The organism is Pseudomonas sp. VE 267-6A (assembly GCF_024126555.1).
In the GTDB taxonomy this organism is placed as follows: Bacteria; Pseudomonadota; Gammaproteobacteria; order Pseudomonadales; family Pseudomonadaceae; genus Aquipseudomonas; species Aquipseudomonas palmensis.
In genome coordinates this window covers 204,735-227,855 of sequence record NZ_JAMYBY010000004.1, presented here as the reverse complement: position 1 = coordinate 227,855, position 23,121 = coordinate 204,735, and the positions used below count along the sequence as shown (strand labels likewise).

The window sequence follows — 23,121 nt, the reverse complement described above, 5'->3', positions numbered from 1 at the left end:
TCTTTAAAAGGAAACCTGCACATGACCATCAAAGCGATCAACGTACGTAACCAGTTCAAAGGCACTGTGAAAGAAATCCTGGAAGGCCCAGTACTGTCGGAAATCGACGTGCAGACGGCATCGGGCATCGTCACCTCGGTGATCACCACCCGTTCGGTCAAGGAGCTGGAACTGGTGGTGGGCAGTGAGGTGATTGCGTTCGTGAAGTCGACTGAAGTGTCGATCGCCAAGCTCTGAAAAAGCTTCGCCGGCAAGGCCGGCTCCTACAGGTTTACAGCGGACCTGTAGGAGCCGGCCTTGCCGGCGAAAGGGCCGTCAGCGTTTGGGCAGAAAGGGCGGCAGATACAACCCCAGGTACGCATCGAACACCCGCATTCCTTCCTCCGCCATGCGCGGGGTGATCTGCCCGTGCAGCTGCACCGAACGGGCATACACCCGGTCTCCCAGCTCCATCGCCAGGGCAAACACATCCACATCGTCCGGCAACGCCGGCAGCCGGAAGTGCTCGGCAAACAGCTTGTGCATCAGGTCGCCCAGCTCGATATCGTGCTGGCGGTCGGCCTGGGTCACTTCGCTCAGCCCATGCTGCGCCAGAATCAGCTGGCGCGCCGCCGCATCCTGGTTGTAGATGCTCAGCATGCGCTGCTCCACCAGGCGCGACAGGTCGCCCCAGTGCTGCAGGCTGCCAGGCTCGATCGGCGCCTGCAGGCAGGCGCGAAAGGCGCTGTGCACATCCGCCGTCAAGGCTTCGAGCAGCGCCGGCACACTGGCGAAGAAGTGGTACACCGACGAGGGTGGGATCTGTGCGCGTTCGGCCACTGCATAGATCGACAGGCTGGCCACGCCTTCGCTGGCCAGCAGGTCGCGTGCGGCGGCCAGGATCGAGTCGATCCGGGCCTGGCTGGCAGCGCGCGGTTTGCGGGGCGTGGCTGCACGGCTCATGTCAGTTGCTGATCGCCAGGATGCTGGCCTGGTAGGCGCCCACGAACAGGTCGAAATCGACCACGTCCTCTTCGCGCTCCAGGGTGGCCTGGGCCTCCAGCGATTCACGCGCCAGGGCCTCGAAACGCTGCTGCGCCTCGCTGCTCAGCGGCGTGCCGCGCAAGTAGTCGGCATGCGCCTGGCTCTGGCGCAGGGAGAAGCGGCTAAAGCTCTCCTTGTGCTCGGTCATGCTCGCCAGCACCTGGGCCGACGGCGTCAGCGACGGGTCGCTGACCTTGGCCGCCTGCGCGGCCAGGGCCTTGGCGTGCTCGTCGCTGGCGTGGCTGCGGTCGAGCAGTTCGGCCAGCGGGGCGATACGTTGCAGTAGCTCGTCGGCCCACTGCTTGAGCGCGACCGGCTGGCCGTCACGTTGCAGCTCCAGGCCAGGCTTGCGGCCCTGCTTGACCACGCTGAGGAAGTTGCTGGTGCACTGGCCGCACTCGCCATTGTCCAGCAGCGGGCTCTGCTCCAGTGCGCAGAACAGCAGGAAGGCGTCGAGGAAGCGCGCTTCGGTGAGGTCGATGCCGGTGGGCAGGAACGGATTGATGTCCAGGCAGCGTACTTCGATGTACTGGATGCCGCGGGCCATCAGCGCCTGGATCGGCCGCTCGCCGCTGTAGGTCACGCGCTTGGGGCGGATGTTGGAGTAGTACTCGTTTTCGATCTGCAGGATGTTGGTGTTCAGCTGCACCCACTCGCCATCCTTGTGCGTGCCGATCTCGACATACGGCGCATAGGGCGTGGCGACGGCCTTGCGCAGGCTGTCGGTGTAGCTGGCCAGGTTGTTGTAGCACGGCGTCAGGCCGGCCTGGGCGTTGCTCTGGTAACCCAGGTCGCTCATGCGCAGGCTGGTGGCGTAGGGCAGGTACAGGGTGTCGGCATCGAATTGTTCGAGCTGGTGCGCGCGGCCGCGCAGGAAGCCTGCGTCCAGCGCCGGGGAGGCGCCGAACAGGTACATCAGCAGCCAGCTGTAGCGACGGAAGTTGCGGATCAGTGCGATGTACGCCGACGACTGGTAGTCGCGGTCGTCGCCCGCCTGGCCTTCGGCCTGGCGCAGCAGCGGCCAGATCTGTTCTGGCAGCGAAAAATTGTAGTGGATGCCGGCAATGCATTGCATGGTGCGCCCGTAGCGCAGGGCCAGGCCCTTGCGGTACACGTACTTGAGCTGACCGATGTTCGAGGTGCCGTACCAGGCGATCGGGATGTCTTCCTCGGCCGGCAGCGGGCAGGGCATCGACGGGCTCCACAGGTATTCGTTACCGAGCTTGCTGTAGGCGAAGCGATGGATGTTCTCGAGGCTTTCGAGGGTCTGGGCAGGGTCGGCCAGGGCAGGGGTGATGAACTCCAGCAGCGACTCGGAATAGTCGGTGGTGATCTGCTCGTGGGTCAGGGCCGCGCCCAGGGCTTCGGGGTGCGGGGTCTGGGCCAGACGACCGTCCTCGGTCACGCGCAGGCATTCACGCTCGATGCCGTGCAGGCACTGCTTGAGCAGGGAGAGGTTGTCGCCCTGGCCGAGCAGGCTCAGGCGGCGGTTGAGAAGTTCGCTCAAGATGGATTCCTTCACGCGTCAGTCGCCCCAATATGGGGGTGGAAACGACGGTCTACAAGGGTGGACAGAGGAACTGGCGTGGTCGCCTGGTTTTCGCAGGGTTCCGGCAGTGCCCGCGCACTGCCGAAAGTACCGCACATTGGGCGTTTGCGGCTAGAGCACGGTGAAGGTGCCCTGGGCCCTGGCCATCAGTTTTTCGCCTTGCAGCACGTCGGCATCGACCACCAGGATGCGCCGCCCGGCCTGCAGCACGCGGGCCACGCACAGCACCTCGCCCTCGCTGACCGGACGCAGGTAGTTGATCTTGCATTCCACGGTGACGCTCTGCTTGTCGAAGCCATGGGCGCTGGAGCAGGCCAGGCCCATGGCGATGTCGACCAGGCTGAAGATCGCCCCGCCATGCAGCTTGCCGCCGCGGTTGCGCAGGTGCGGCTCAAGGGCCAGGGCCACCTCGGCAACGCCCTGGTCGAGGCGTTGCAGGCGACAGCCGAGCAGTTGGCTGAATGCGCTGCGCACCTGCTCTTCGGGCAGGTCGTTCACTTCTTCTTCAACTGCTTGGCGTTGGCGAACAGCGAGGCCATGGCGTTGTTGGCCGGGGCCGGGGTCTCCTTGGCGCGTGCCGGCTGCTGCTGGCGCGGTGCCGAGCCCGGGCGGCTGCCGCGGGCGCCGTCGATTTTCTCGCCCGGGGTGTCGCCCATGCGCATCGACAAGCCCACGCGCTTGCGCGGAATGTCCACTTCCATGACCTTGACCTTGACCACGTCGCCGGCCTTGACCGCTTCACGCGGGTCCTTGATGAACTTCTCCGACAGCGCCGAGATGTGTACCAGGCCGTCCTGGTGCACGCCGATGTCGACGAAGGCACCGAAGTTGGTCACGTTGGTGACCACGCCTTCGAGGATCATGCCCAGTTGCAGGTCCTTGAGGTCTTCGACGCCTTCCTGGAACTCGGCGGTCTTGAACTCGGGGCGCGGGTCGCGGCCGGGCTTGTCCAGCTCTTGCAGGATGTCGGTGACGGTCGGCAGGCCGAAGGTTTCGTCGGTGAATTTTTTCGGGTCCAGGCGCTTGAGAAAGCCGCTGTCGCCGATCAGCGAGCGGATGTCGCGGTCGGTGTCGGCGGCGATGCGCTGTACCAGCGGGTAGGCTTCAGGGTGCACCGCCGAGGCGTCCAGCGGGTTGTCGCCGTTCATCACGCGCAAGAAGCCTGCGGCCTGCTCGAAGGTCTTCTCGCCCAGGCGGCTGACCTTTTTCAGCGCGGCGCGGGTCTTGAAGGCACCGTTGGCATCGCGGTGTGCCACGATGTTCTGCGCCAGGGTGCTGTTGAGGCCCGAGATGCGTGCCAGCAGCGCCACCGAGGCGGTGTTGACGTCCACGCCCACGGCGTTCACGCAGTCCTCGACCACCGCATCCAGGCCACGGGCCAGCTTGAGTTGCGACACGTCGTGCTGGTACTGGCCCACACCGATGGATTTGGGGTCGATCTTGACCAGTTCGGCCAGCGGGTCCTGCAGGCGACGGGCAATCGACACCGCGCCGCGGATCGACACGTCCAGGTCGGGGAATTCCTTGGCCGCCAGCTCGGAGGCCGAGTACACCGAGGCGCCGGCTTCGGAGACCATGATCTTGGTCATCTTCAAGGCTGGGTATTTCTTGATCAGCTCGGCGGCCAGCTTGTCGGTTTCACGGCTGGCGGTGCCGTTGCCGATGGCGATCAGCTCGACCTTGTGCCTGGCGCACAGGGCGGCGAGCACGGCGATGGTCTGGTCCCACTGGTTCTTGGGTACGTGCGGGTACACCGTGGCGGTGTCGAGCAGTTTGCCGGTAGCATCCACCACCGCCACCTTGCAGCCGGTGCGCAGGCCCGGGTCCAGGCCCAGGGTGGTGCGCGGGCCGGCCGGGGCGGCCAGCAGCAGGTCATGCAGGTTGTGGGCGAACACGTTGATCGCCTCGCTCTCGGCGTTGTCGCGCAGCTCGCCGAACAGGTCGGTTTCCAGGTGCGTGTAGAGCTTGACCTTCCAGGTCCAGCGCACCACTTCGCCCAGCCACTTGTCGGCTGGGCGGTTCTGGTTTTTCACGCCGAAGTGCTCGCCGATCATCATTTCGCAGGGGTGCAGGGTGCCGGGCAGCTCTTCGCCGACCTTGAGGCTGGCCGACAGCACGCCTTCGTTGCGCCCGCGGAAGATCGCCAGGGCGCGGTGCGAGGGCGCGCTCTTGAGCGGCTCGTCGTGTTCGAAGTAGTCGCGAAACTTTGCCCCTTCCTCTTCCTTGCCGGCCACCAGGCGAGCGCTGAGCACCGATTCCTGCTTGAGGAAGTTGCGCAGCTTGGCCAGCAGGCTGGCGTCTTCGGCGAAGCGCTCCATGAGGATGTACTTGGCGCCTTCGAGGGCCGCCTTGACGTCGACCACGCCTTTTTCGGCGTCGACGAAGCGCGCCGCTTCGGTTTCCGGGTTCAGCTGCGGGTCGTTGAACAGGCCGTCGGCCAGCTCGCCCAGGCCGGCTTCCAGGGCGATCTGGCCCTTGGTACGGCGCTTCTGCTTGTACGGCAGGTAAAGGTCTTCGAGGCGGGTCTTGGTGTCGGCCAGCTTGATCTCGCGGGCCAGCTCCGGGGTCAGCTTGCCCTGCTCCTCGATGCTGGCCAGGATGCTGGCGCGGCGGTCGTCGAGTTCGCGCAGGTAGCGCAGGCGCTCTTCCAGGTTGCGCAGTTGGGTGTCGTCCAGGCTGCCGGTCACTTCTTTACGGTAACGGGCGATAAAGGGCACCGTGGAGCCTTCATCAAGTAGAGCCACGGCCGCTTCGACCTGTTGCGGGCGGACACCGAGTTCCTCGGCGATGCGGCTGTTGATGCTGTCCATAAAACCACCTGACAATTCGTGAATGCAAAGGCCGCAGGCCGGCGCCACGGGGCGCGCTCGAGCAGGGCGACGCTGGATCAAAGCGGCGCATTATACCCAGCGATCCGGGCTTGCGGGGATCGCGGCGCGCCAGCCTGTCGGGGCATGCCGCTGGCGACTTGGGAAAAATCTGCTAACAATGCACACGGCACGCTCAAATGGCGCCTAAGCCATAATGCCCGCCGAGATTAAAGGAGCTACCCATGAGCAGCACTGCACAACCCGCCGAAGGCGAGAAAATCCTCATCGTCGATGACGACCCGGGCCTGAGCAGCCTGCTGGAGCGTTTCTTCACCAGCAAGGGCTACCGTGCCCGCGCCGTACCCAACACCGAACAGATGGACCGCCTGCTGGCGCGTGAAGTGTTCAACCTGATCGTGCTCGACCTGATGCTTCCCGGCGAAGACGGCCTGACCGCCTGCAAGCGCCTGCGCGGGGCAAACAACCAGGTGCCGATCATCATGCTCACCGCCAAGGGTGACGAGCTCAGCCGCATCAAGGGCCTGGAACTGGGTGCCGACGACTACCTGGCCAAGCCGTTCAACCCCGACGAGCTGATGGCGCGGGTCAAGGCCGTGCTGCGTCGCCAGGCCCCGGTGGTACCGGGCGCACCAGGCAGCGAGGACGAAACCGTCACCTTCGGCGACTACGCGCTGTCGCTGGCCACCCGCGAACTCAAGCGCGGCGACGAAGTGCACATGCTCACCACCGGCGAATTCGCGGTGCTCAAGGCGCTGGTGATGCATGCCCGCGAGCCGCTGACCCGCGACAAGCTGATGAACCTGGCGCGCGGTCGTGAGTGGGACGCCCTGGAGCGCTCCATCGATGTGCAGATCTCGCGTTTGCGCCGCATGATCGAACCCGACCCTTCCAAGCCACGCTATATCCAGACCGTCTGGGGTGTGGGCTATGTCTTCGTGCCGGATGGCAATGCCGGCAAGTGAAGCCTTGTACAGGAGCAGGTCAGCATAGGCAGGGCGCCCCTCGGGTTGCCCTGTTTTTGCCTGTGCCGAAATCCGCAACGCCTGCGAGCCGCGCTCGCTCCTGCCAACCGTGTAGCCGTCGCCCATGAAAACGCCATTGTGGTTCCCCCAAAGCTTCTTCGCCCGCACGCTGTGGCTGGTGCTGGCCGTGGTGCTGTTCTCCAAGGCACTGACGCTGGTGTACCTGCTGATGAACGAGGACGTGCTGGTGGACCGCCAGTACAGCCACGGCGTCGCACTGACGCTGCGCGCCTACTGGGCGGCCGATGAGGAAAACCGCGAGAAGATTGCCGAAGCCGCCGGCTTGAAGCGGGTGGTCGGTACCGGTGTGCCCGAGGGTGAGCAGCACTGGCCCTACAGCGAGATCTACCAGCGCCAGATGCAGGCCGAACTGGGCGAGGACACCGAGGTGCGCCTGCGCATCCATGCGCCGCCGGCGCTGTGGGTACAGGCCCCGAGCCTGGGCGATGGCTGGCTGAAGGTGCCGCTGTACCCGCACCCGTTGCGCGGCCAGAAGATCTGGAACGTGCTGGGCTGGTTCCTGGCCATCGGCCTGTTGTCCACGGCTTCGGCCTGGATCTTCGTGCGCCAGCTCAACCAGCCGCTCAAGCGCCTGGTGTTCGCCGCCCGGCAACTGGGCCAGGGGCGCAGCGTGCGCCTGCCGATCAGCGACACGCCCAGCGAGATGACCGAGGTCTACCGGGCCTTCAACCAGATGGCGGAGGATGTCGAGCAGGCGGGGCGCGAGCGTGAGCTGATGCTGGCCGGGGTGTCCCATGACCTGCGCACGCCGCTGACGCGCCTGCGCCTGTCGCTGTCGCTGCTGGCCAACGAAAGCGACCTGACCGATGACATGGTGCGCGACATCGAGGACATGGACGCGATTCTCGACCAGTTCCTGGCGTTCATCCGCGATGGCCGCGACGAGCCGGTCGAGGAGGTGGACCTCAGCGACCTGGTACGCGAGGTGGTCGCGCCGTTCAACCAGCCCGAAGAGCAGGTGCGGCTGTGCCTGGAGCCGATCCCGCCGTTTCCGCTGCGCCGGGTATCGATCAAGCGCCTGCTCAACAACCTGATCGGCAATGCGCTGCATCACGCCGGGCAGGGCGTGGAAGTGGCGGCCTATGTCTCGGGTGACACTAGCGCGCCCTACGTGGTGCTGAGCGTGCTCGACCGCGGCGCCGGCATCGATCCGGGTGAGCTGGAGGCGATCTTCAATCCGTTCATTCGCGGTGATCGCGCCCGCAGCGGCAAGGGCACCGGCCTGGGCCTGGCTATCGTCAAGCGCATTGCCGCCCAGCACGGCGGCAATGTGGAGCTGCGCAACCGTTCCGGTGGCGGCATCGAGGCGCGGGTACGCTTGCCCCTGGGCCTGCTGCTGCCACGCGACGCGGTCTAGGGACGCAAGGGCTCAGCCCTTGCCCTTGGTGCGGGTCAGGTTCGGCCCGCCGTTCTTCTCCAGGTGTTCGATGATCATCCCGGCCACGTCCTTGCCGGTGGTGACCTCGATGCCTTCCAGGCCCGGCGAGGAGTTGACCTCCATCACCAGCGGGCCGTGATTGGAGCGCAGGATATCCACGCCGGCCACGCTCAGGCCCATGACCTTGGCAGCGCGGATGGCGGTCATGCGTTCTTCCGGGGTGACCTTGATCAGGCTGGCGGTGCCGCCCCGGTGCAGGTTGGAACGGAACTCGCCGGGCTTGGCCTGGCGCTTCATCGAGGCGATCACCTTGTCGCCCACCACAAAGCAGCGAATGTCGGCGCCACCGGCCTCCTTGATGTACTCCTGCACCATGATGTTCTGCTTCAGGCCCATGAAGGCCTCGATCACCGACTCGGCCGCCTTGGTGGTTTCGCACAGCACCACGCCGATGCCCTGGGTGCCCTCGAGCACCTTAATCACCAGGGGGGCGCCGTTGACCATCTGGATCAGGTCGGGGATGTCGTCGGGCGAATGGGCAAAGCCGGTGACTGGCAGGCCGATGCCACGGCGCGACAGCAGTTGCAGCGAGCGCAGCTTGTCCCGCGAGCGGGCGATGGCCACCGATTCGTTGAGCGGGAACACGCCCATCATCTCGAACTGGCGCAGCACCGCGCAGCCATAGAAGGTCACCGACGCGCCGATGCGCGGGATGACGGCGTCGAACCCTTCCAGCGGCTTGCCGCGATAGTGGATCTGCGGCTTGTGGCTGGCGATGTTCATGTAGGCGCGCAGGGTATCGATCACAACCATTTCATGGCCTCGTTGCGTACCGGCTTCGACCAGACGACGAGTGGAATACAGACGCGGGTTCCGCGACAGCACAGCGATCTTCATGCAACACCTGTGGAGGGGGTAATGGTGGCCGGAGAGGCCGGCTTGTCCTGTACGTATTTGAGGCCCGGGTTGACCACCAGCTGGCCGTGTACCAGGGCCTTGGAGCCGAGCAGCAGGCGATAGCGCATGGCCTTGCGGCAGGCCAGGGTGAACTCCACTTCCCACACCCGGTCGCCGAGCGCCAGGGGCGTGCGGATCACGTAGCGGGTCTGGGCATGGCCATTGGAGCTCTTGATGGTCTTCATCGTCACCAGCGGCGCTTCGCAGCGCCGGTGACGCAGTTGTACCACCGAACCCAGGTGCGCGTTGAAGCGGACCCAGGTTTCACCATCGCGTTCGAAGGTTTCCACTTCGGTGGCGTGCAGGCTGGAGGTGCTGGCGCCGGTATCGATCTTGGCGCGCAGGCCTGCCACGCCGAGGTCGGGCAAGGCCACCCACTCGCGCAGGCCGATCACGCTCAAATGGTCAAATGTCTTCAAGATGCACAACCTGGGTAAAAGTCGGTGAACTGTAAGCACGCCGCGTATTTTTTGCATCCGCCAGTTACGGTAGTACAGTTCCATGAAACAAATGAATCGGGGAAATGCCATGGCACAAAAGCCGGAAGAGGACGACAAGGTTCGCCTGGACAAATGGTTGTGGGCGGCGCGCTTCTACAAGACCCGCGCCCTGGCCAAGGCGGCGATCGAGAGCGGCAAGGTGCATTGTCGGGGCGAGCGTTGCAAGCCGGGCAAGGAGCCGCGGGTGGGTGACGAGTTCGTGCTGCGTACCGGTTTCGACGAACGTACCGTGGTAGTCACGGCGCTGTCGGTGGTGCGCCGCGGCGCACCCGAGGCACAGGCGCTGTACGAGGAGACCGCACAGAGCCTGGCACGCCGCGAGCAGGCCGCGGCACTGCGCAAGGCCGGCGCCCTTGGGGTAAGCACCGACGGGCGGCCCACCAAGAAGCAGCGCCGCCAGCTACATCAGTTGCACGACAGCGCCGGTTAGCCCCGCGCGCCGATCACGCTCAGGCGGCCGAGCAGCGGCAGCCGTGCCAGCCAACCGAACAAGGGCGCGGTGGCACGCACCAGGCTGGCGCTGGTCCGGGCAGCAAACGGCGTATAGTAACTCCAGCCCAGCGCCAGGATGGCCATGCCCAGGCCGCCGATGTAGTCGTCCTGGCCCCAGTGGGCACCCGCCACCAGGCGTGGCAGCATGAACAGCACCGCCAGTGCCCAGATCAGCACATGCTGCATCAGGCGGCGGCTGAACAGGCTCATGAACAGTGCCCACAGCAGCAGCACCGAGGCGTGGTCGCCGGGGAAGCTCTGGCTGGAACGGTCCTTGAGCTCCCAGCGCGCTTCGAGCGCCGGGTAGTAGTCGCTGAGCATGATGGCGTCACTGAACACCATCGACGGGCTATGGTGCTGCCAGCCCATCAGGCGTACCAGCTTGGAGAACAGGGCGCGGATCACCACCAGCACCAGCAGGGTCACCAGGAAGCCGAAAAACGCCCGGCGCACCTCGACGGCCTTGAATACCCAGTCGCCGCGAATCAGCAGCATCAGCATGATGAGCCCGACCACGATGTCGAACGGGCGCAGGCTGCCCAGGGTCCAGATGCTGCGCCACAGGGTGTTGTCGGCCAGTGGGCGATTGAGGGCGTGGAACAGCCATTCGTCGAGCGCCATGCAAAGGGCCTGGCCAACGGGCCATAACCAGAAACACAGTAGTGCAACGGGAATCAACGTAGCCAGACACAGGGGGCCCCAAGCCCACCTGGCTTGGAACAGGGGTGGATTGTCCATAAACTACCTCTTTTACAGCGCTATCGTTCGCACCATTCTGGTGCTCTAAACGGGGCTTTATAGGCCCTTGAAATTATTTTGTCATCTTTCAGAAAGCCAGAAACCATGTCCGATTTGCCAGATACCGACTTCACCCAACGCTTCATCTTCGACGAGCGCGACGTACGCGGCGAACTGGTTTCGCTCGAGCGCAGCTACGCCGAAGTCCTGGCCAAGCACCCCTACCCGCAGCCGGTGGCGCAACTGCTCGGTGAGCTGATGGCCGCGGCGGCGCTGCTGGTGGGCGCGCTCAAGTTCGACGGCCTGCTGATCCTGCAGGCACGCTCCGAAGGGCCGATCCCGCTGCTGATGATCGAGTGCTCCAGCGAGCGCGACATCCGTGGCCTGGCGCGCTATCACGCCGAGCAGATCGCCCCCGATGCCACCCTGGGCGACCTGATGCCCGATGGCCAGCTGGCGCTGACCATCGACCCGGCGCAGGGCCAGCGCTACCAGGGCATTGTCGACCTGGATGGCGAGAACCTCTCGGAGTGCTTCACCAACTACTTCGTGATGTCCCAGCAGGTGGGCACGCGCTTCTGGCTCAACGCCGATGGCCAGCGCGCCCGCGGCCTGCTGCTGCAGCAGTTGCCGGCCGACCGCCAGAAGGACGAGGACGACCGCGAAGACAGCTGGAAGCACGTCACCGCCCTGGCCAACACGTTGAAGGCCGAAGAGCAACTGGGCCTGGACAACGAGACCGTGCTGCACCGTCTGTACCACGAGGATGCCGTGCGCCTGTTCGATATCCAGCCGCTGCAGTTCCGCTGCAGCTGCTCGCGTGAGCGCTCGGGCAACGCTCTGGTCAGCCTCGGCCAGGACGATGCCCTGGCCCTGGCGGCCGAGCATGGCGGGGCGATCGAAATCGACTGCCAGTTCTGCAACCAGCGCTACCTGTTCGATGAAACCGAAATCGCACAATTGTTCGCCGGCGGGGGTGTTGACGCACCGTCAGATACTCGTCACTAAAACGTTTAAGCTCAGGTAAATCTCCTGTCGAACGCCGGAAACACGCCGTTCTGACAGGAGGGCCCTACTTTTTTTGGGCGTTTCTGGCATAATCCCGCCACTTTTTTCGCTGTAGTAGTTTTAAAAGCTCTACTACAAAACGTTCGGAGCACTCGGCCGCAGGCCGGATGGGGAATCTCATGACGCAAGCCAACAACACCGTGTACACCGACCTGAGCGTCGATGAACTGGTAAAAGAAGCGCTGAACCGCGGTGAAGGCGAGCTGGCCGATACGGGCGCGCTGGTCGTGAAAACTGGTCACCGCACCGGTCGTTCGCCGGTCGACCGTTTCATCGTCGACGAGCCGTCCACCTCGTCTGCCATCGCCTGGGGCCCGATCAACCGCAAGTTCCCGGCCGACAAGTTCGATGCCCTGTGGGACCGCGTCGAGGCGTTCAACAACGCCCAGGATCATTTCGTTTCCCACGTGCACGTAGGTGCGGCTGCCGAGCACTACCTGCCGGTACGCATGACCACCCAGACTGCCTGGCAGAACCTGTTCGGCCGTTGCCTGTTCATCAACCCGGCGCAGTACAACCCGGCCGGTCGTGATGAGTGGCAAGTGCTCAATGTCGCCAACTTCGAATGCGTGCCCGAGCGTGACGGCACCAACTCCGACGGTTGCGTGATCCTCAACTTCGCCCAGAAGAAGGTACTGATCGCTGGCATGCGTTACGCCGGCGAGATGAAGAAAGCCATGTTCTCGGTGCAGAACTTCCTGCTGCCGGCTGCCGACGTGCTGCCGATGCACTGCGCCGCCAACATCGGCGAAGCAGGCGACGTGACCCTGTTCTTCGGCCTGTCGGGCACCGGCAAGACCACCCTGTCGGCTGACGAAAGCCGTTACCTGATCGGTGACGACGAGCACGGCTGGGGCGAGGGCGTGGTGTTCAACATCGAAGGCGGTTGCTATGCCAAGTGCATCGACCTGTCGGAGAAGAACGAGCCGGTCATCTGGAAAGCCATCAAGCATGGTGCCGTGCTGGAAAACGTCGTCATCGACGACGCCAAGCACGCTGACTACTCCGATGTCAGCCTGACCCAGAACAGCCGTGCGGCCTACCCGCTCGAGCACGTTGCCAAGCGTTCCGAGAAGAACCTGGGTGGCGAGCCCAACGCAGTGATCTTCCTGACCTGCGACCTGACCGGCGTACTGCCACCAGTATCGATCCTCAGCGAAGAGCAGGCGGCCTACCACTTCCTGTCCGGTTACACCGCGCTGGTGGGTTCCACCGAAATGGGTTCGGGCAGCGGCATCAAGTCGACCTTCTCCACCTGCTTCGGCGCGCCGTTCTTCCCGCGTCCGGCTGGCGAATACGCTGAACTGCTGATCAAGCGTATCCGTGGTTTCGGTTCCAAGGTGTACCTGGTCAACACCGGCTGGACCGGTGGTGGCTACGGCGTGGGCAAGCGCTTCAACATCCCGACCACCCGTGCGGTGATCGCGGCCATCCAGAGCGGCGCACTGGTCGGTGCTGAAACCGAGCATCTGGACATCATCAACCTGGACGTGCCGAAACTGGTACCGGGTGTTGAAACCGTACTGCTCAACCCGCGCAACACCTGGGCTGACAGCGCTGCCTACGACGAAGCGGCCAAGGGCCTGGCTTCGCTGTTCATCGAGAACTTCAAGAAGTTCGACGTTTCCGACGCCATCAAGGCAGCGGGTCCGCAACTGTAAGTTGCTGCTCGCCAGCTGAGAAAAAGCCGCCCGAATGGGCGGCTTTTTCGTTTGGGCTGTGATTCAGGCCAATGCGGCCAGAACATGTTCCGGGTCATTGTGAATCGCACGCAGCAGTGCCCGTGCTGGCCCTTCTGGAGCACGGCGTCCTTGCTCCCAATTGCGCAACGTACCCAGCGGTACATCGATACACTGCGCAAATCTTTCCTGGGTAAGCCCGGTTGCCTCGCGTATGGCCCTGACCCGCATGGCGTCTACCTGGAACTCGCGTGAAGGTTTGCGCTCCCCACGATCGATTTCAGCCATCTCGGTCATGCTGTCAACGAGACGACCGAAAAGATTCCTGTCCATCATTTCCACCCTTGGTTGAGGCTTCGAAGTACGGCTTTCTGTTTTTTAGTCAATGTGTCGTGGATGCCTTTGCGGTAGATAAGCAGCAAACGGATCTGGCTGGCTGACACGGCGTAGTAGTAGTAATAGATCACTCGAACCCCGCCGCTTTTTCCTTTGCCTTTTGCTGCCCATCGAATTTTTCGCAGCCCGCCGGTATCTTCGATCAGGTCACCTGCTTCAGGGTGCTCGGCAAGATACACCTGAAGCGACAGGTACTCGTGATCATCGAGATGGCTTGAAACGTCGCTGGTAAATACGCTTGTTTCGATGAAGAGCATGCCAACCTTTGTACGCCATTGGCGTAGTTAGAGTCTATGCCTTGCGCAGTAGCGGCGCAACCGCATGGATGTTTCGAGTAGGCGCCCATGCTATTCAGCCCTGCTACGGTTTACTGTCACCGTGCTTCTGAATTCGTTGTGGGATGCTTCCCGCCCCCTTCACTGCATACAGGTCATTCATGTCTGCCACACCCGAACGCCACCACTACCCCCACGTCCACCCCCTGCCGACCCGCTGGCAGGACAACGACGTCAACGGCCACATCGCCAGCGCCACGGTCTACGCCTTCTTCGACAGCGCCGTGCAGGCCTACCTGATCGAGCATGCCGGGCTCGACCCGCAGGACGGCGAGGTGGTGGGGTTCGTGGTCAGTTCGGGGTGCGACTTCTTCGCCTCGGCCGCCTTCCCCGAATGCCTGGAAGTCGGCCTGCGCGCGGTGCGGGTGGCCGGCAGTTCGGTGGAGTACCAACTGGCCCTGTTCAAGGTCGGTGAAGCTCAGCCCTGCGCCGCCGGGCGCATGGTGCAGGTGTTCGTCGAGCGTGCCACCGGCCAGCCCGCCAGCTTGCCGACGGCCCTGCAAGGCGCCCTGGTAGCCCTGCAAGGCTGAAACCCGGCGCGGTCAGTCGTTGATGCGGATGATGCCTTCGCGCACCGCAAACAGCACCAGGCCCGGTATGTCGTGTATCTGCAGGCGGTGCATGATCTGCGAGCGATGCGCCTCCACCGTCTTCACGCTCAGGCCCAGGCCATCGGCAATCGAGCGGGTCGACTCGCCTCGTGCAATCAGGCGCAGGATCTCCAGCTGGCGGGTGGTCAGTTGCATGGTGCTGCTGCCGGCATGGCGCTTGCGGCTGTGCTTGACCGCCTGCCCGATCACCAGCGGCAACACCGCCGACGACAGGTACTGGCCGCCGTTCTTCAACGCCTGCAACGCCAGCTCCAGTTCCAGCACGGTGGCAGTCTTGAGCAGAAAACCGTGGGCACCCTGCTGCAGGCACTTCATCACGAACTCCAGCTCCGAGCGCGCCGACAGCATCAGCACCATGCTTGCCGGCACGCGCAGGCACAGCTCGCGCAGGATCTCTTCGCTCTCCAGCGCATCCAGCGCCATGTCCAGCATGATGATGTCCGGCTTGAGCTGTTCGGCGAGCTCGACGGCGCTCACGCCGTCACCGGTTTCACCCACCACTGCGTAATCTTGTTTTTGTTCGAGCAGCGCGCGCAGCCCCGCTCTGAACAGGGGCGACTCGTCTGCAAGGAGTATTCGGCAAAGCATAGGTAGGCCTGTGTCGCAAGGTAAGGGGCGGTGTATGGCTCAGCTGGCACGGGGGTTGTCGCTGAACTGGGCGATCAGCGCCGGCAACCGTGTCAGCGGTTCCACCGCCTGGGCCGCACCCAGCCGTATGGCTTCCTTGGGCATGCCGAACACGATGCAACTGGCCTCGTCCTGTGCCACGGTGGCGGCGCCTTGCTCACGCATGCTCAGCAGGCCTCGGGCACCGTCATCGCCCATCCCGGTCATGATGATGCCAAGGGCATTGCCCCCGGCATGCCGGGCGGCGGAGCGAAACAGGACATCGACCGAGGGTTTGTGCCGATTGACGGCGGGACCGTCGAGTACCTCCACCAGGTAGTGCGCACCACTGCGTTTGAGCTGCATGTGCAGGCCCCCCGGGGCCAGCAGTGCCAGGCCGCTGTGGACACGGTCCAGATGCCTGGCCTCGCGCACCTCGATCTGACAGAGGCTGTTCAGGCGCCTGGCGAAGTCGGCAGTGAACCTGGCCGGCATGTGCTGCACGATCACGATGCCCGGGCAATCGCGCGGCAGCTGACGCAGGATGAACTCCAGCGCCTGGGTGCCGCCGGTCGAGCAGCCAAGTGTAACGATTCGCTCGGTGGTTTTGCTTGGGGTTGCAGGCAGTGCACTGGTTTTTTCTTTCGCCTGCGACAGAGGTAACAATACCGGGCGGGTGCGGGCTGCTTCCTCGATGCTGCGGATCAGCCCGCTGGCGAGGTTCTCCAGGCTCTGGCGCAAGCCCAGCCGGGCCTTGGTGAACACGCCGACCGCTCCGGCGGCCAGGGCCTGGAGATTGAGGTCGGTGCCGGCTTCGGTGAGGGTCGAGCAGATGATGGTCGGCGTGGGGCGCTCGGCCATGATCTGGCGCAGAAAGGTCAGGCCGTCCATGCGCGGCATCTCGATGTCCAGCACCACCACATCGGGCCAGTCACGGCGCATCTTCTCGATGGCATACAGCGGGTCGGCGGCCATGCCGATCACGCGGATGCGCGGGTGGTCGTTCAGGCACTGGTTGAGCACCTGGCGCACCAGCGCCGAGTCGTCGACGATGAACACCCGCACCGGCGCCGCCGCACGCTCGGTCATACGCGCTCGAACACCGAGGGGTGCACCAGCCTGAGCGGCAGCTCGAAGCCGTGGATGCTTTCGGCGTGCCCGATGAACAACAGCCCGCCGGGGCGCAGCTGGTTGACCAGGCGCTGCACGATCAGCTGTTTCTGCGGGGTGTCGAAGTAGATCAGGATGTTGCGCAGGAATATCACGTCGAACGGCCCCAGGCCTTCGGGCAGCGGCTGCACCAGGTTGATCTCGCGCAGGCTCACCCGCGCTCGCAGGTGCGCCTGCACGCGCAGGCGCCCGTGCATGTCGCCGACCCCGCACAGGCAGTGGCGCTGCATCCAGCCATCGGGAAAGTAGCGCGCCTGGGCGATGTCGTAGATGCCTTGCTCGGCCAGCGTCAGCATGCTCTGGCTGAGGTCGCTGGCCAGGATCGACCAGTCGCTGCCGGTAGCGTGCTCGGCCACGGTCATGGCCAGGCTGTAGGGCTCCTCGCCCGACGAGCAGGCCGCGCTCCACAGCCGCAGCGGCCCCTTGCGCCGGCCCAGCCACTGGCCAAGGAATTCGAAGTGCGGGAACTCGCGAAAGAAGTAGGTCTCGTTGGTGGTCAGCAGGTCGATCACCAGGCGCCGCTCGCGGCTGTGGGTCGGGCGCTCGATCAGGTGCAGGTAGTCGCGGTAGTTGTCCAGGTGGTAGTGACGCAGGCGTTTCATCAGGCGCCCGGCCACCAGCGAGCGCTTGTTGCTGGCCAGGTGGATGCCCGAGGCGCTGCTCATCAGCGTCTGCAGGCGGCTGAACTCCTGTTCGCCCAGCACCGGCAGTTTGAAGGTCGAGGGCATTCAGGAGCCCTTCGCCGCCTGGCTGAGGTAGCGGATATCTTCCAGCGACAGCACCTGGGGCATGTTCAGGATGATCAAAAAGCCCTGCTCCTGCTGGGCCATGCCGGCAATGAAGTCGGCACGGATGCCGGTGCCGAACGGCGGCGCCGGCACCACCCCGTGCGGGTCGATGTCGAGTACCGCGTCCACCGCATCCACCACCAGGCCGATGCGCTGCACGCCGTCCTCGAGGGGCAGGGCGATGATCACGATGCAGGTGCGCTTGCCGGCCTCGGTCAGTTCCATGCCGAAGCGCGCTGCCAGGTCCAGTACCGGCACCACGTTGCCGCGCAGGTTGAGCACGCCGTGAATGTAGGCGGGCATCATCGGCACGCGGGTGATCTCGGCGTACTCGATGATCTCGCGCACCAGTTCGATGGGCAGTGCATAGCCGGCCTCGCGCACGCGAAAGGTCAGGTGCTGGACACTGGTGGGCAGGTGCGACGCGGGCGCCGCAGACTCTAGGGTGTGCATGGGTACGCCTCGGTCAAGTGAAGCTGACGAACTGGCCTTCATCGATCAGCGCCTTGTGGGTGGGCTTGTAGGCGCCGACTTGCGGTTCGCCCACCCGGGGCAGGGCACGCGCAGTGCTGCCGGCCTCGAAGCGGAAGAAGCCGATCAGCTCCTGCAACTGGCCGGCCTGGGCGTTCATCTCTTCGGCGGTGGCGGCCAGCTCTTCGGAAGCCGAGGCGTTCTGCTGGGTGATCTGGTTCATCTGGCCCATGGCGATGTTGATCTGCCCGGCGGCGCTGCTCTGCTCCTGCGAGGCGGCGGTGATTTCCTGCACCAGGTCCGAGGTCTTCTGGATGTTGGGCACGATCTCGCTGAGCAGGCTGCCGGCCTGTTCGGCCAGTTGCACGCTGCTGGAGGCCACCTGGCCGATTTCCTGCGCTGCCACCTGGCTGCGTTCGGCCAGCTTGCGCACCTCGGCGGCCACCACGGCAAAGCCCTTGCCGTGATCGCCGGCACGGGCGGCCTCGATGGCGGCGTTGAGCGCCAGCAGGTTGGTCTGGTAGGCAATGTCGTCGATGATGCCGATCTTCTCGGCGATCTGCTTCATCGCCAGCACCGTGTCGCCCACTGCGCCGCCGCCCTGCACCGCGTCGTTGGCCGCCTTGCCGGCGATGCCGTCGGTGACCTTGGCGCTTTCGGTGTTCTGCGCGATCGAGGCCGACATCTGCTCGACCGAAGCGCTGGTCTGCTCGACGCTGGCGGCTTGCTCGTTGGCCGCCTGGCTCAGCGATTGCGAGGTCGAACTGACCTGTTCGGAGGCCGACGACAGCGCATCGGCGGCGCTGCGCACATCGCCCAGGATGCTGCGCAGGCGCAGGGTCATGTTCTGCATCGAGCCCAGCAACTGCCCGGTCTCGTCCTTGTGGGTCACTACCAGGTCCTGGCTCAGATCGCCGGCGGCCATGCGGTCGGCGGCCTGCACTGCGCCTGCCAGCGGCCGGGTGATGCTGCGGGTGACCAGCACGCCGATCAGCATGCCGATCAGGGTTGCGGCGGCGACCAGGGCGATCATCTGCACCCGCGAGCGTTCGTAGATGACGCTGATCTCGGCATTCGCCTCGCCGGCGCGCGCCTGCTTGGCAGCGCTGGCCTCACCCAGCAACTGGTCGACCACGTTGGCCGCCGCGACGTTCTGCGGCATCAGCGCCAGCGCTTCGGAAGCAATCTGCAGGTCGCCCGACTGCTGGTGCACCCCCAGCAACTGGTTGGCCACGCTGATGTAGGCCTGCAGCGGCGCGTCGATTCTTTCCACCTGGGCGCGGCCTTCCTTGGTGATGAAGTGCTCGCGCGCCTTGATCAGCAGTTCGCGGGTCTTTTCCATCGCCGCGCGGGCGGTGGCGGCCGACTGGTCGCGCTCCTGGGCGGTGGTGGAGAGCAGGCTCTGGCGCACGGCGCGGTTGGCCATCAGCAGCTGGATGTTGGCTTGCTGCAAGGTGCTCAGGCCGGCCACGTCCAACTCGTACATGCGGTCCGACAGGCCGTTGACCTGCTCCAGGTTGCGCAGGCCGATGACGCCGATGAGCGCGGTCAGCGCCACCACCAGCAGAAAGCCCAGGGTCAGGCGCACGCCTATCTTCATATTGCTGATCAACTGCATGTCTATTCTCCGGAAGGGCTTGGCAACAGGTGCGGCGTCTCGCCTTCGGCGCGTTGCTGCGACTGGCGGAACAGGCTGGGGATATCGAGTATCAGCGCCACCTGGCCAGAGCCGAGGATGGTCGAGCCGCTGATGCCACTGAGGTGTTGGAACAGTTGCCCCAAGGGCTTGATCACGGTCTGCAGTTCGCCGTGCAACTGGTCGACGATCAGCCCGGCATGCTGCCGGCCCTGGCTGACCACCACGATGTTGCGGCGCACGCAGGCGCTGCGCGGCAGGCCGAAATGCGGTTGCAGGTCGATGCACGGCAGCGGCCGCCCGCGCAGGTTCAGGTGGCCCTGCTCGGCCTGGTTGGCGGGGGCCTCCATGCATTCGGTGACCATGTCCAGCGGGATCACGAAGTGCTCCTCGCCCACGCTCACCAGAAACCCGTCGATGATCGCCAGGGTCAGCGGCAGGCGGATGCGGAAGGTGCAGCCATGGCCGGCCCTGGAGTCGATCTCGATGACCCCGCGCAACTGGTCGATGGCGCTGCGCACCACGTCCATGCCCACCCCGCGTCCGGACAGGTTGGACACCTGCTCGGCGGTGGAAAAACCCGCTTCGAAGATCAGCAGGTGGATGTCCTGTTCGCTCATCGGCGAATCGCTGTCGAGCATGCCGCGGGCGATGGCCTTCTCGCGGATCTTCGCGGTGTTCAGGCCGCGCCCGTCATCCTGGATCTCGAGCACGATCATGCCCGAGTCGTGGTAGGCGTTCAGGCGCAGCTGACCCTGCTCGGGCTTGCCGGCGGCGCGGCGCTCGGCAGGGGCCTCGATGCCGTGGTCGATGGCGTTGCGCACCAGGTGCACCAGCGGGTCGGCGATGCGGTCGATTAGGGTCTTGTCCAGCTCGGTGTCGCCGCCGCTGATGGTCAGCGCGATCTGCTTGTCCAGCGCCTGACTCACATCGCGCACCACGCGGTGGAAGCGGTTGAAGGTCTCGCCCACTTCGACCATGCGCAGTTTCAGCGCCCGCTCGCGGATCTGCTCCACATGTTGCTGCACCGCCTGCACGCTTTCGATGCAGGCGGCGTGGGCACTGCGCAGGGCCTGCATCTGGGCGCCGGCGGTGGCGATGACCAGCTCGCCGACCAGGTTGATCAGCTCGTCGAGCTTTTGCGCAGCCACCTTGACCTGGCTGCTGGAGGCAGTGCGCGGCTCGCCGGCGGGCATCGATGGCAAGGGTGTGGCGGTTGCAGGCGCCAACGTTTGCGCCGGTGCGCGGGGTTCGGCCGGCAAGGCGGTATCGGTCGGCTCCTGGGCCTGCAGGCGCAGGGTGCAGAAGTCCTGCACCAGGGCGAACACGTCTTCGAGCTGCTCGCGGCTGGCGTCGCTGTGCAGGCTCACTTCGAAGCCCAGGTAGCAGGCCTCCGGGTCGAGGCTGTCGAGCTCCGGCACGGCCCAGGTGAGGGTCTGCAGGCTGAGGATGTCGCCCAGCCGCGCCAGGTAGCGGATGAACGCCGCCGGGTCGAAGCCGTTGCTCAGCAGCTCGCTGGCAAAGCGGATCGACAGGTGCCAGGTACGCAAGCGGGGCGCACCGTGCGGGGCTGCCAGCGGGTTGTCCACGGACGCGGGCAGCTCGCCCTGATGCGCCTGCAATGCCGCCAGCAGGGCGGCCTGGCGTGGCGTGTGCGCTGGCATGCTGACCTGCTGCGGGTCGATGCTGTCGAGCATCACCCCCAGTTCGTCCATGCACTGCAGCATCAACGAGGTGAGCGGGGCGTCCAGCACCCGCGCACCGTCGCGTACCCCCATCAGCAGGTTTTCCAGCTGGTGCGCCAGCGCCACCAGTGGGTCGAGGGAGAAGATTCCCGCCGAGCCCTTGAGCGTGTGCACGGCGCGAAACAGCGCGTTGATCGCCGCGTCGTCATCGGGGCGGGTTTCCAGGCGCAGCAGGCTGTCTTCGGCTTCCTTGAGCAGGTCGCGGGCCTCTTCGAGAAAGCCCTGCAGCAGCTGGCTCCATTGCTCGGCGTCGAACATGCTCACTCCTCGCACGGCACGGGACTACCGGCCGGGCACAATGCGGGCAGGCGCAGCAGCTCCAGCAACGCCCGGGCGTTGCCCGGCAGGGCGATCACCTCGGCGTCGTGGCCATTTGCGCAGAGGGTCTTGTGCAGGCTCAGCAGCAGTTGCACGCCGGCACTGTCGAGCTCGTCCAGGCCGCCCAGGTCCAGTTGCCAGGGCACTGGCTGAGCGGGCAACAGGGCCAGCAGCTGCTCGCGTGCGGCGCGCACCTCATAGATGGTCAGGTCGCCGTCCAGGCGTAGCCGTGCGGGGATGTCGGCGGTGGCTGCGGCGAGTGTGAACATGCGCGTCAGCCAATCAGCTTTTCGACAGCCGCCAGCAACTGCTGGGGCTGGAACGGCTTGACGATCCAGGCCCGCGCTCCGGCGGCCTGGCCCTCGGCCTTCTTGGCCTGCTCGCTTTCGGTGGTGAGCATCATGATCGGGGTGAAGCGGTATTCGTTGCGCGCCTTGAGCGCCTTGACCAGGCCGATACCGTCCAGGTTGGGCATGTTCACGTCGCTGATCACCAGGTTGATCTTCTGCCCGGTGAGCTTGTTCAGCGCGTCGCGCCCGTCACAGGCTTCGATGACCTGGTGGCCGGCACTGGCCAGGCTGATTTTCACGAGTTGGCGCATCGAGGCGGAGTCGTCCACGATCAGGATGGTCTTGGCCATGTTCAGGGCTTCCGGAGTTAGAAAAAGGTCACGTCGCTGCTGGATGCCGACTGGCTGTGGCCAGCCCGTTCCTCGCTGGTGGTGAAGCGCTGGCGCAATTGCTGCAGCCAGCCTTGCGGGTCGTGCAGGCGCGGGTCGTCGTGGGCCAGGGCATCGAGCAGTTGCAGCAGGTCGGCCTGCAGGTGGTCGAGCATCTGGTCGGCGCGATCCTGGAACTGCAGGCTGACCATGATCGCGTGGATATCTGCCTGGGTGGCGCGGGCATCCTGTTGCAGCGCCCGCGAGGCGCCGTCGAGGGCGTCGAGGTTGCCGCCCAGGTCGCTGATCACCTCGTCGAGCACCTGCTCCAGCTCGCGCAGGTTGGCCTGTTCTTCGCTGCCCAGCACGGTGGCGGCATCGATGCTGGACTGGATCGACTGGTTGATCTCGCCCACCTTGGCGTCCATCGACTGGCCAGTCTCGGCCGACAGGCTGGAGAGCTTGCGCACCTCGTCGGCGACCACCGAGAAGCCGCGGCCGAACTCGCCGGCGCGGGCAGCCTCGATGGCGGCATTGAGCGCCAGCAGGTTGGTCTGGCTGGCAACTTCCTGCACGCGCTTGGCCATCTGCTGGAGCTGGCCGGCGTAGCTGCCCAGATGATTGATGGTGGTCAGAAATTCATGCTGGCGCTGGCTGCTGGCGGCGAAGCTTTCGGTGACCCGGCGCAGACGCTGGTTGGCCTCGCGCAGGTTCTCGCCCACGCCGCCATTGGCCAGGACGTTGTCGGCGTCGTTGAGGCTGTGTTCCAGTCGCTGGTTGATGGCGCCGAAGCGTTCGAGCAACTGGCTGATGTTGTCGCCCAGCAGGGTTCGGCTCTGCTGGAGGCTGTCGATCCAGCTGGGCGCCACCACCGGCAGCAGGGTGTGCAGTGGCGGCTGTTCGAGCACGATGGGCGCGTCGCTGACCGCAGCCACCTGTGCCACGGGGCGCGGGCGCAGCAAGGTGCTGGCAAGCAGCACCAGCGACAGCCCGGCCAGGCCCAGGGGCAGCAGGTCGAGCAGCAGGCCGCAGGCGCCGAGGGCCGTGCCGATCCATATTCCCAGGTACATCCGCATTCCGTGCGCCCACTGCGTCGCTTAAGGTGGGGCGGATCATAGCGATTGCTATT

Annotated in this window: 25 protein-coding genes; 7 read left to right on the top strand and 18 right to left on the bottom strand. The window is 65.1% G+C overall.

Annotated features, from left to right (window positions below; all coding sequences use genetic code 11):
• The first annotated feature begins 21 nt into the window (after nt 1-21).
• Nucleotides 22-237, top strand: coding sequence for a molybdopterin-binding protein (locus NJH59_RS06140; RefSeq protein ID WP_043861616.1), 216 nt, complete (start codon nt 22-24; stop codon nt 235-237).
• Between the two features lie 78 nt (nt 238-315).
• Here NJH59_RS06140 and NJH59_RS06135 read toward each other — a convergent pair whose 3' ends face one another.
• The 4 genes from NJH59_RS06135 to NJH59_RS06120 form a co-directional block, all read right to left on the bottom strand.
• A complete protein-coding gene (locus tag NJH59_RS06135) occupies nt 316-942 on the bottom strand; it encodes a TetR/AcrR family transcriptional regulator (RefSeq protein WP_043861617.1) in 627 nt (208 codons plus the stop codon).
• Nucleotide 943: 1 nt separating this feature from the next.
• Nucleotides 944-2,530: a glutamate--cysteine ligase gene (gene gshA / locus NJH59_RS06130; RefSeq protein WP_043861618.1), complete on the bottom strand. Its 1,587-nt coding sequence runs from the start codon at nt 2,528-2,530 to the stop codon at nt 944-946.
• 153 nt (nt 2,531-2,683) lie between these two features.
• The gene (locus NJH59_RS06125) at nt 2,684-3,070 is read right to left on the bottom strand and encodes a PaaI family thioesterase (RefSeq protein WP_253086529.1); all 387 of its coding nucleotides are present in this window, start codon (nt 3,068-3,070) and stop codon (nt 2,684-2,686) included.
• Entirely contained in the window at nt 3,067-5,382 is a 2,316-nt protein-coding gene (locus NJH59_RS06120; RefSeq protein ID WP_253086528.1) for a Tex family protein, read from the bottom strand. Before NJH59_RS06120 ends, NJH59_RS06125 begins: the two co-directional genes overlap by 4 nt.
• Before the next feature lie 242 nt (nt 5,383-5,624).
• Between NJH59_RS06120 and ompR the strand changes: the two genes are divergently transcribed.
• Nucleotides 5,625-6,365: a two-component system response regulator OmpR gene (gene ompR, locus NJH59_RS06115; RefSeq protein WP_043861620.1), complete on the top strand. Its 741-nt coding sequence runs from the start codon at nt 5,625-5,627 to the stop codon at nt 6,363-6,365.
• A gap of 124 nt (nt 6,366-6,489) precedes the next feature.
• Nucleotides 6,490-7,803 carry an ATP-binding protein gene (locus NJH59_RS06110; protein ID WP_043861621.1) on the top strand — a complete coding sequence of 438 codons (1,314 nt, stop codon included), beginning with the start codon at nt 6,490-6,492 and terminating at the stop codon, nt 7,801-7,803.
• A gap of 12 nt (nt 7,804-7,815) precedes the next feature.
• Here NJH59_RS06110 and rimK read toward each other — a convergent pair whose 3' ends face one another.
• Both rimK and NJH59_RS06100 read right to left on the bottom strand, forming a co-directional pair.
• Nucleotides 7,816-8,721 (bottom strand): 30S ribosomal protein S6--L-glutamate ligase, encoded by a 906-nt coding sequence (gene rimK, locus NJH59_RS06105; RefSeq protein WP_043861622.1) that lies wholly within the window; start codon nt 8,719-8,721, stop codon nt 7,816-7,818.
• Nucleotides 8,718-9,200: an ATP-dependent zinc protease gene (locus NJH59_RS06100; RefSeq protein WP_054915912.1), complete on the bottom strand. Its 483-nt coding sequence runs from the start codon at nt 9,198-9,200 to the stop codon at nt 8,718-8,720. The genes rimK and NJH59_RS06100 overlap by 4 nt, the downstream gene beginning before the upstream one ends.
• 109 nt (nt 9,201-9,309) lie before the next feature.
• Between NJH59_RS06100 and NJH59_RS06095 the strand changes: the two genes are divergently transcribed.
• On the top strand, nt 9,310-9,711 hold the full coding sequence (locus tag NJH59_RS06095; protein WP_043861624.1) for a S4 domain-containing protein: 402 nt from the start codon (nt 9,310-9,312) through the stop codon (nt 9,709-9,711).
• Here NJH59_RS06095 and NJH59_RS06090 read toward each other — a convergent pair.
• Nucleotides 9,708-10,511 (bottom strand): phosphatase PAP2 family protein, encoded by an 804-nt coding sequence (locus tag NJH59_RS06090; RefSeq protein WP_253086527.1) that lies wholly within the window; start codon nt 10,509-10,511, stop codon nt 9,708-9,710. The two genes, NJH59_RS06095 and NJH59_RS06090, sit on opposite strands and share 4 nt — an antisense overlap.
• A 105-nt stretch (nt 10,512-10,616) precedes the next feature.
• On the opposite strand from NJH59_RS06090, the gene hslO reads away from it, so the two are divergent.
• Nucleotides 10,617-11,519, top strand: a complete 903-nt coding sequence (gene hslO, locus NJH59_RS06085) for an Hsp33 family molecular chaperone HslO (RefSeq protein WP_043861626.1) — start codon at nt 10,617-10,619, stop codon at nt 11,517-11,519.
• A 179-nt stretch (nt 11,520-11,698) separates the two neighbouring features.
• The gene (locus NJH59_RS06080; protein ID WP_043861627.1) at nt 11,699-13,240 is read left to right on the top strand and encodes a phosphoenolpyruvate carboxykinase; all 1,542 of its coding nucleotides are present in this window, start codon (nt 11,699-11,701) and stop codon (nt 13,238-13,240) included.
• A 63-nt stretch (nt 13,241-13,303) separates the two neighbouring features.
• Here NJH59_RS06080 and NJH59_RS06075 read toward each other — a convergent pair whose 3' ends face one another.
• A complete protein-coding gene (locus tag NJH59_RS06075) occupies nt 13,304-13,591 on the bottom strand; it encodes a helix-turn-helix domain-containing protein (RefSeq protein ID WP_058541716.1) in 288 nt (95 codons plus the stop codon).
• Entirely contained in the window at nt 13,591-13,911 is a 321-nt protein-coding gene (locus NJH59_RS06070; protein WP_253086526.1) for a hypothetical protein, read from the bottom strand. Before NJH59_RS06070 ends, NJH59_RS06075 begins: the two co-directional genes overlap by 1 nt.
• Before the next feature lie 179 nt (nt 13,912-14,090).
• Here NJH59_RS06070 and NJH59_RS06065 point away from each other — a divergent pair, with 179 nt between their 5' ends.
• On the top strand, nt 14,091-14,519 hold the full coding sequence (locus tag NJH59_RS06065; RefSeq protein WP_043861629.1) for a thioesterase family protein: 429 nt from the start codon (nt 14,091-14,093) through the stop codon (nt 14,517-14,519).
• 12 nt (nt 14,520-14,531) lie between these two features.
• Here NJH59_RS06065 and NJH59_RS06060 read toward each other — a convergent pair whose 3' ends face one another.
• The 9 genes from NJH59_RS06060 to NJH59_RS06020 are packed head-to-tail and all read right to left on the bottom strand — an operon-like array spanning nt 14,532 to nt 23,062.
• Nucleotides 14,532-15,188 (bottom strand): response regulator transcription factor, encoded by a 657-nt coding sequence (locus tag NJH59_RS06060; protein ID WP_043861630.1) that lies wholly within the window; start codon nt 15,186-15,188, stop codon nt 14,532-14,534.
• Between the two features lie 39 nt (nt 15,189-15,227).
• A complete protein-coding gene (locus NJH59_RS06055; RefSeq protein ID WP_253086525.1) occupies nt 15,228-16,295 on the bottom strand; it encodes a chemotaxis response regulator protein-glutamate methylesterase in 1,068 nt (355 codons plus the stop codon).
• The gene (locus tag NJH59_RS06050; protein ID WP_043861632.1) at nt 16,292-17,104 is read right to left on the bottom strand and encodes a protein-glutamate O-methyltransferase CheR; all 813 of its coding nucleotides are present in this window, start codon (nt 17,102-17,104) and stop codon (nt 16,292-16,294) included. The genes NJH59_RS06055 and NJH59_RS06050 overlap by 4 nt, the downstream gene beginning before the upstream one ends.
• Nucleotides 17,105-17,617 (bottom strand): chemotaxis protein CheW, encoded by a 513-nt coding sequence (locus tag NJH59_RS06045; protein ID WP_253086524.1) that lies wholly within the window; start codon nt 17,615-17,617, stop codon nt 17,105-17,107.
• A gap of 13 nt (nt 17,618-17,630) precedes the next feature.
• Entirely contained in the window at nt 17,631-19,253 is a 1,623-nt protein-coding gene (locus NJH59_RS06040) for a methyl-accepting chemotaxis protein (RefSeq protein WP_043861634.1), read from the bottom strand.
• A 2-nt stretch (nt 19,254-19,255) separates the two neighbouring features.
• Nucleotides 19,256-21,274, bottom strand: coding sequence for a chemotaxis protein CheA (locus NJH59_RS06035; protein ID WP_043861635.1), 2,019 nt, complete (start codon nt 21,272-21,274; stop codon nt 19,256-19,258).
• Between the two features lie 2 nt (nt 21,275-21,276).
• Nucleotides 21,277-21,603, bottom strand: coding sequence for a lipid asymmetry maintenance protein MlaB (locus NJH59_RS06030; protein ID WP_253086523.1), 327 nt, complete (start codon nt 21,601-21,603; stop codon nt 21,277-21,279).
• 5 nt (nt 21,604-21,608) lie between these two features.
• Nucleotides 21,609-21,974 (bottom strand): response regulator, encoded by a 366-nt coding sequence (locus NJH59_RS06025; RefSeq protein ID WP_043861637.1) that lies wholly within the window; start codon nt 21,972-21,974, stop codon nt 21,609-21,611.
• Between the two features lie 17 nt (nt 21,975-21,991).
• Nucleotides 21,992-23,062: a methyl-accepting chemotaxis protein gene (locus tag NJH59_RS06020; protein ID WP_238596463.1), complete on the bottom strand. Its 1,071-nt coding sequence runs from the start codon at nt 23,060-23,062 to the stop codon at nt 21,992-21,994.
• Nucleotides 23,063-23,121: the final 59 nt, after the last annotated feature.

Coding starts and splice junctions, on each gene's coding strand:
- NJH59_RS06060 (WP_043861630.1), bottom strand. CDS start 15,188: ATGCTTTGCCGAATACTCCTTGCAGACGAGTCGCCCCTGTTCAGAGCG.
- NJH59_RS06030 (WP_253086523.1), bottom strand. CDS start 21,603: ATGTTCACACTCGCCGCAGCCACCGCCGACATCCCCGCACGGCTACGC.
- NJH59_RS06095 (WP_043861624.1), top strand. CDS start 9,310: ATGGCACAAAAGCCGGAAGAGGACGACAAGGTTCGCCTGGACAAATGG.
- NJH59_RS06120 (WP_253086528.1), bottom strand. CDS start 5,382: ATGGACAGCATCAACAGCCGCATCGCCGAGGAACTCGGTGTCCGCCCG.
- NJH59_RS06065 (WP_043861629.1), top strand. CDS start 14,091: ATGTCTGCCACACCCGAACGCCACCACTACCCCCACGTCCACCCCCTG.
- NJH59_RS06020 (WP_238596463.1), bottom strand. CDS start 23,062: ATGTACCTGGGAATATGGATCGGCACGGCCCTCGGCGCCTGCGGCCTG.
- NJH59_RS06090 (WP_253086527.1), bottom strand. CDS start 10,511: ATGGACAATCCACCCCTGTTCCAAGCCAGGTGGGCTTGGGGCCCCCTG.
- NJH59_RS06055 (WP_253086525.1), bottom strand. CDS start 16,295: ATGACCGAGCGTGCGGCGGCGCCGGTGCGGGTGTTCATCGTCGACGAC.
- ompR (WP_043861620.1), top strand. CDS start 5,625: ATGAGCAGCACTGCACAACCCGCCGAAGGCGAGAAAATCCTCATCGTC.
- hslO (WP_043861626.1), top strand. CDS start 10,617: ATGTCCGATTTGCCAGATACCGACTTCACCCAACGCTTCATCTTCGAC.
- NJH59_RS06080 (WP_043861627.1), top strand. CDS start 11,699: ATGACGCAAGCCAACAACACCGTGTACACCGACCTGAGCGTCGATGAA.
- rimK (WP_043861622.1), bottom strand. CDS start 8,721: ATGAAGATCGCTGTGCTGTCGCGGAACCCGCGTCTGTATTCCACTCGT.
- NJH59_RS06075 (WP_058541716.1), bottom strand. CDS start 13,591: ATGGACAGGAATCTTTTCGGTCGTCTCGTTGACAGCATGACCGAGATG.
- NJH59_RS06050 (WP_043861632.1), bottom strand. CDS start 17,104: ATGCCCTCGACCTTCAAACTGCCGGTGCTGGGCGAACAGGAGTTCAGC.
- NJH59_RS06035 (WP_043861635.1), bottom strand. CDS start 21,274: ATGTTCGACGCCGAGCAATGGAGCCAGCTGCTGCAGGGCTTTCTCGAA.
- NJH59_RS06040 (WP_043861634.1), bottom strand. CDS start 19,253: ATGCAGTTGATCAGCAATATGAAGATAGGCGTGCGCCTGACCCTGGGC.
- NJH59_RS06070 (WP_253086526.1), bottom strand. CDS start 13,911: ATGCTCTTCATCGAAACAAGCGTATTTACCAGCGACGTTTCAAGCCAT.
- NJH59_RS06025 (WP_043861637.1), bottom strand. CDS start 21,974: ATGGCCAAGACCATCCTGATCGTGGACGACTCCGCCTCGATGCGCCAA.
- NJH59_RS06110 (WP_043861621.1), top strand. CDS start 6,490: ATGAAAACGCCATTGTGGTTCCCCCAAAGCTTCTTCGCCCGCACGCTG.
- NJH59_RS06140 (WP_043861616.1), top strand. CDS start 22: ATGACCATCAAAGCGATCAACGTACGTAACCAGTTCAAAGGCACTGTG.
- NJH59_RS06045 (WP_253086524.1), bottom strand. CDS start 17,617: ATGCACACCCTAGAGTCTGCGGCGCCCGCGTCGCACCTGCCCACCAGT.
- NJH59_RS06135 (WP_043861617.1), bottom strand. CDS start 942: ATGAGCCGTGCAGCCACGCCCCGCAAACCGCGCGCTGCCAGCCAGGCC.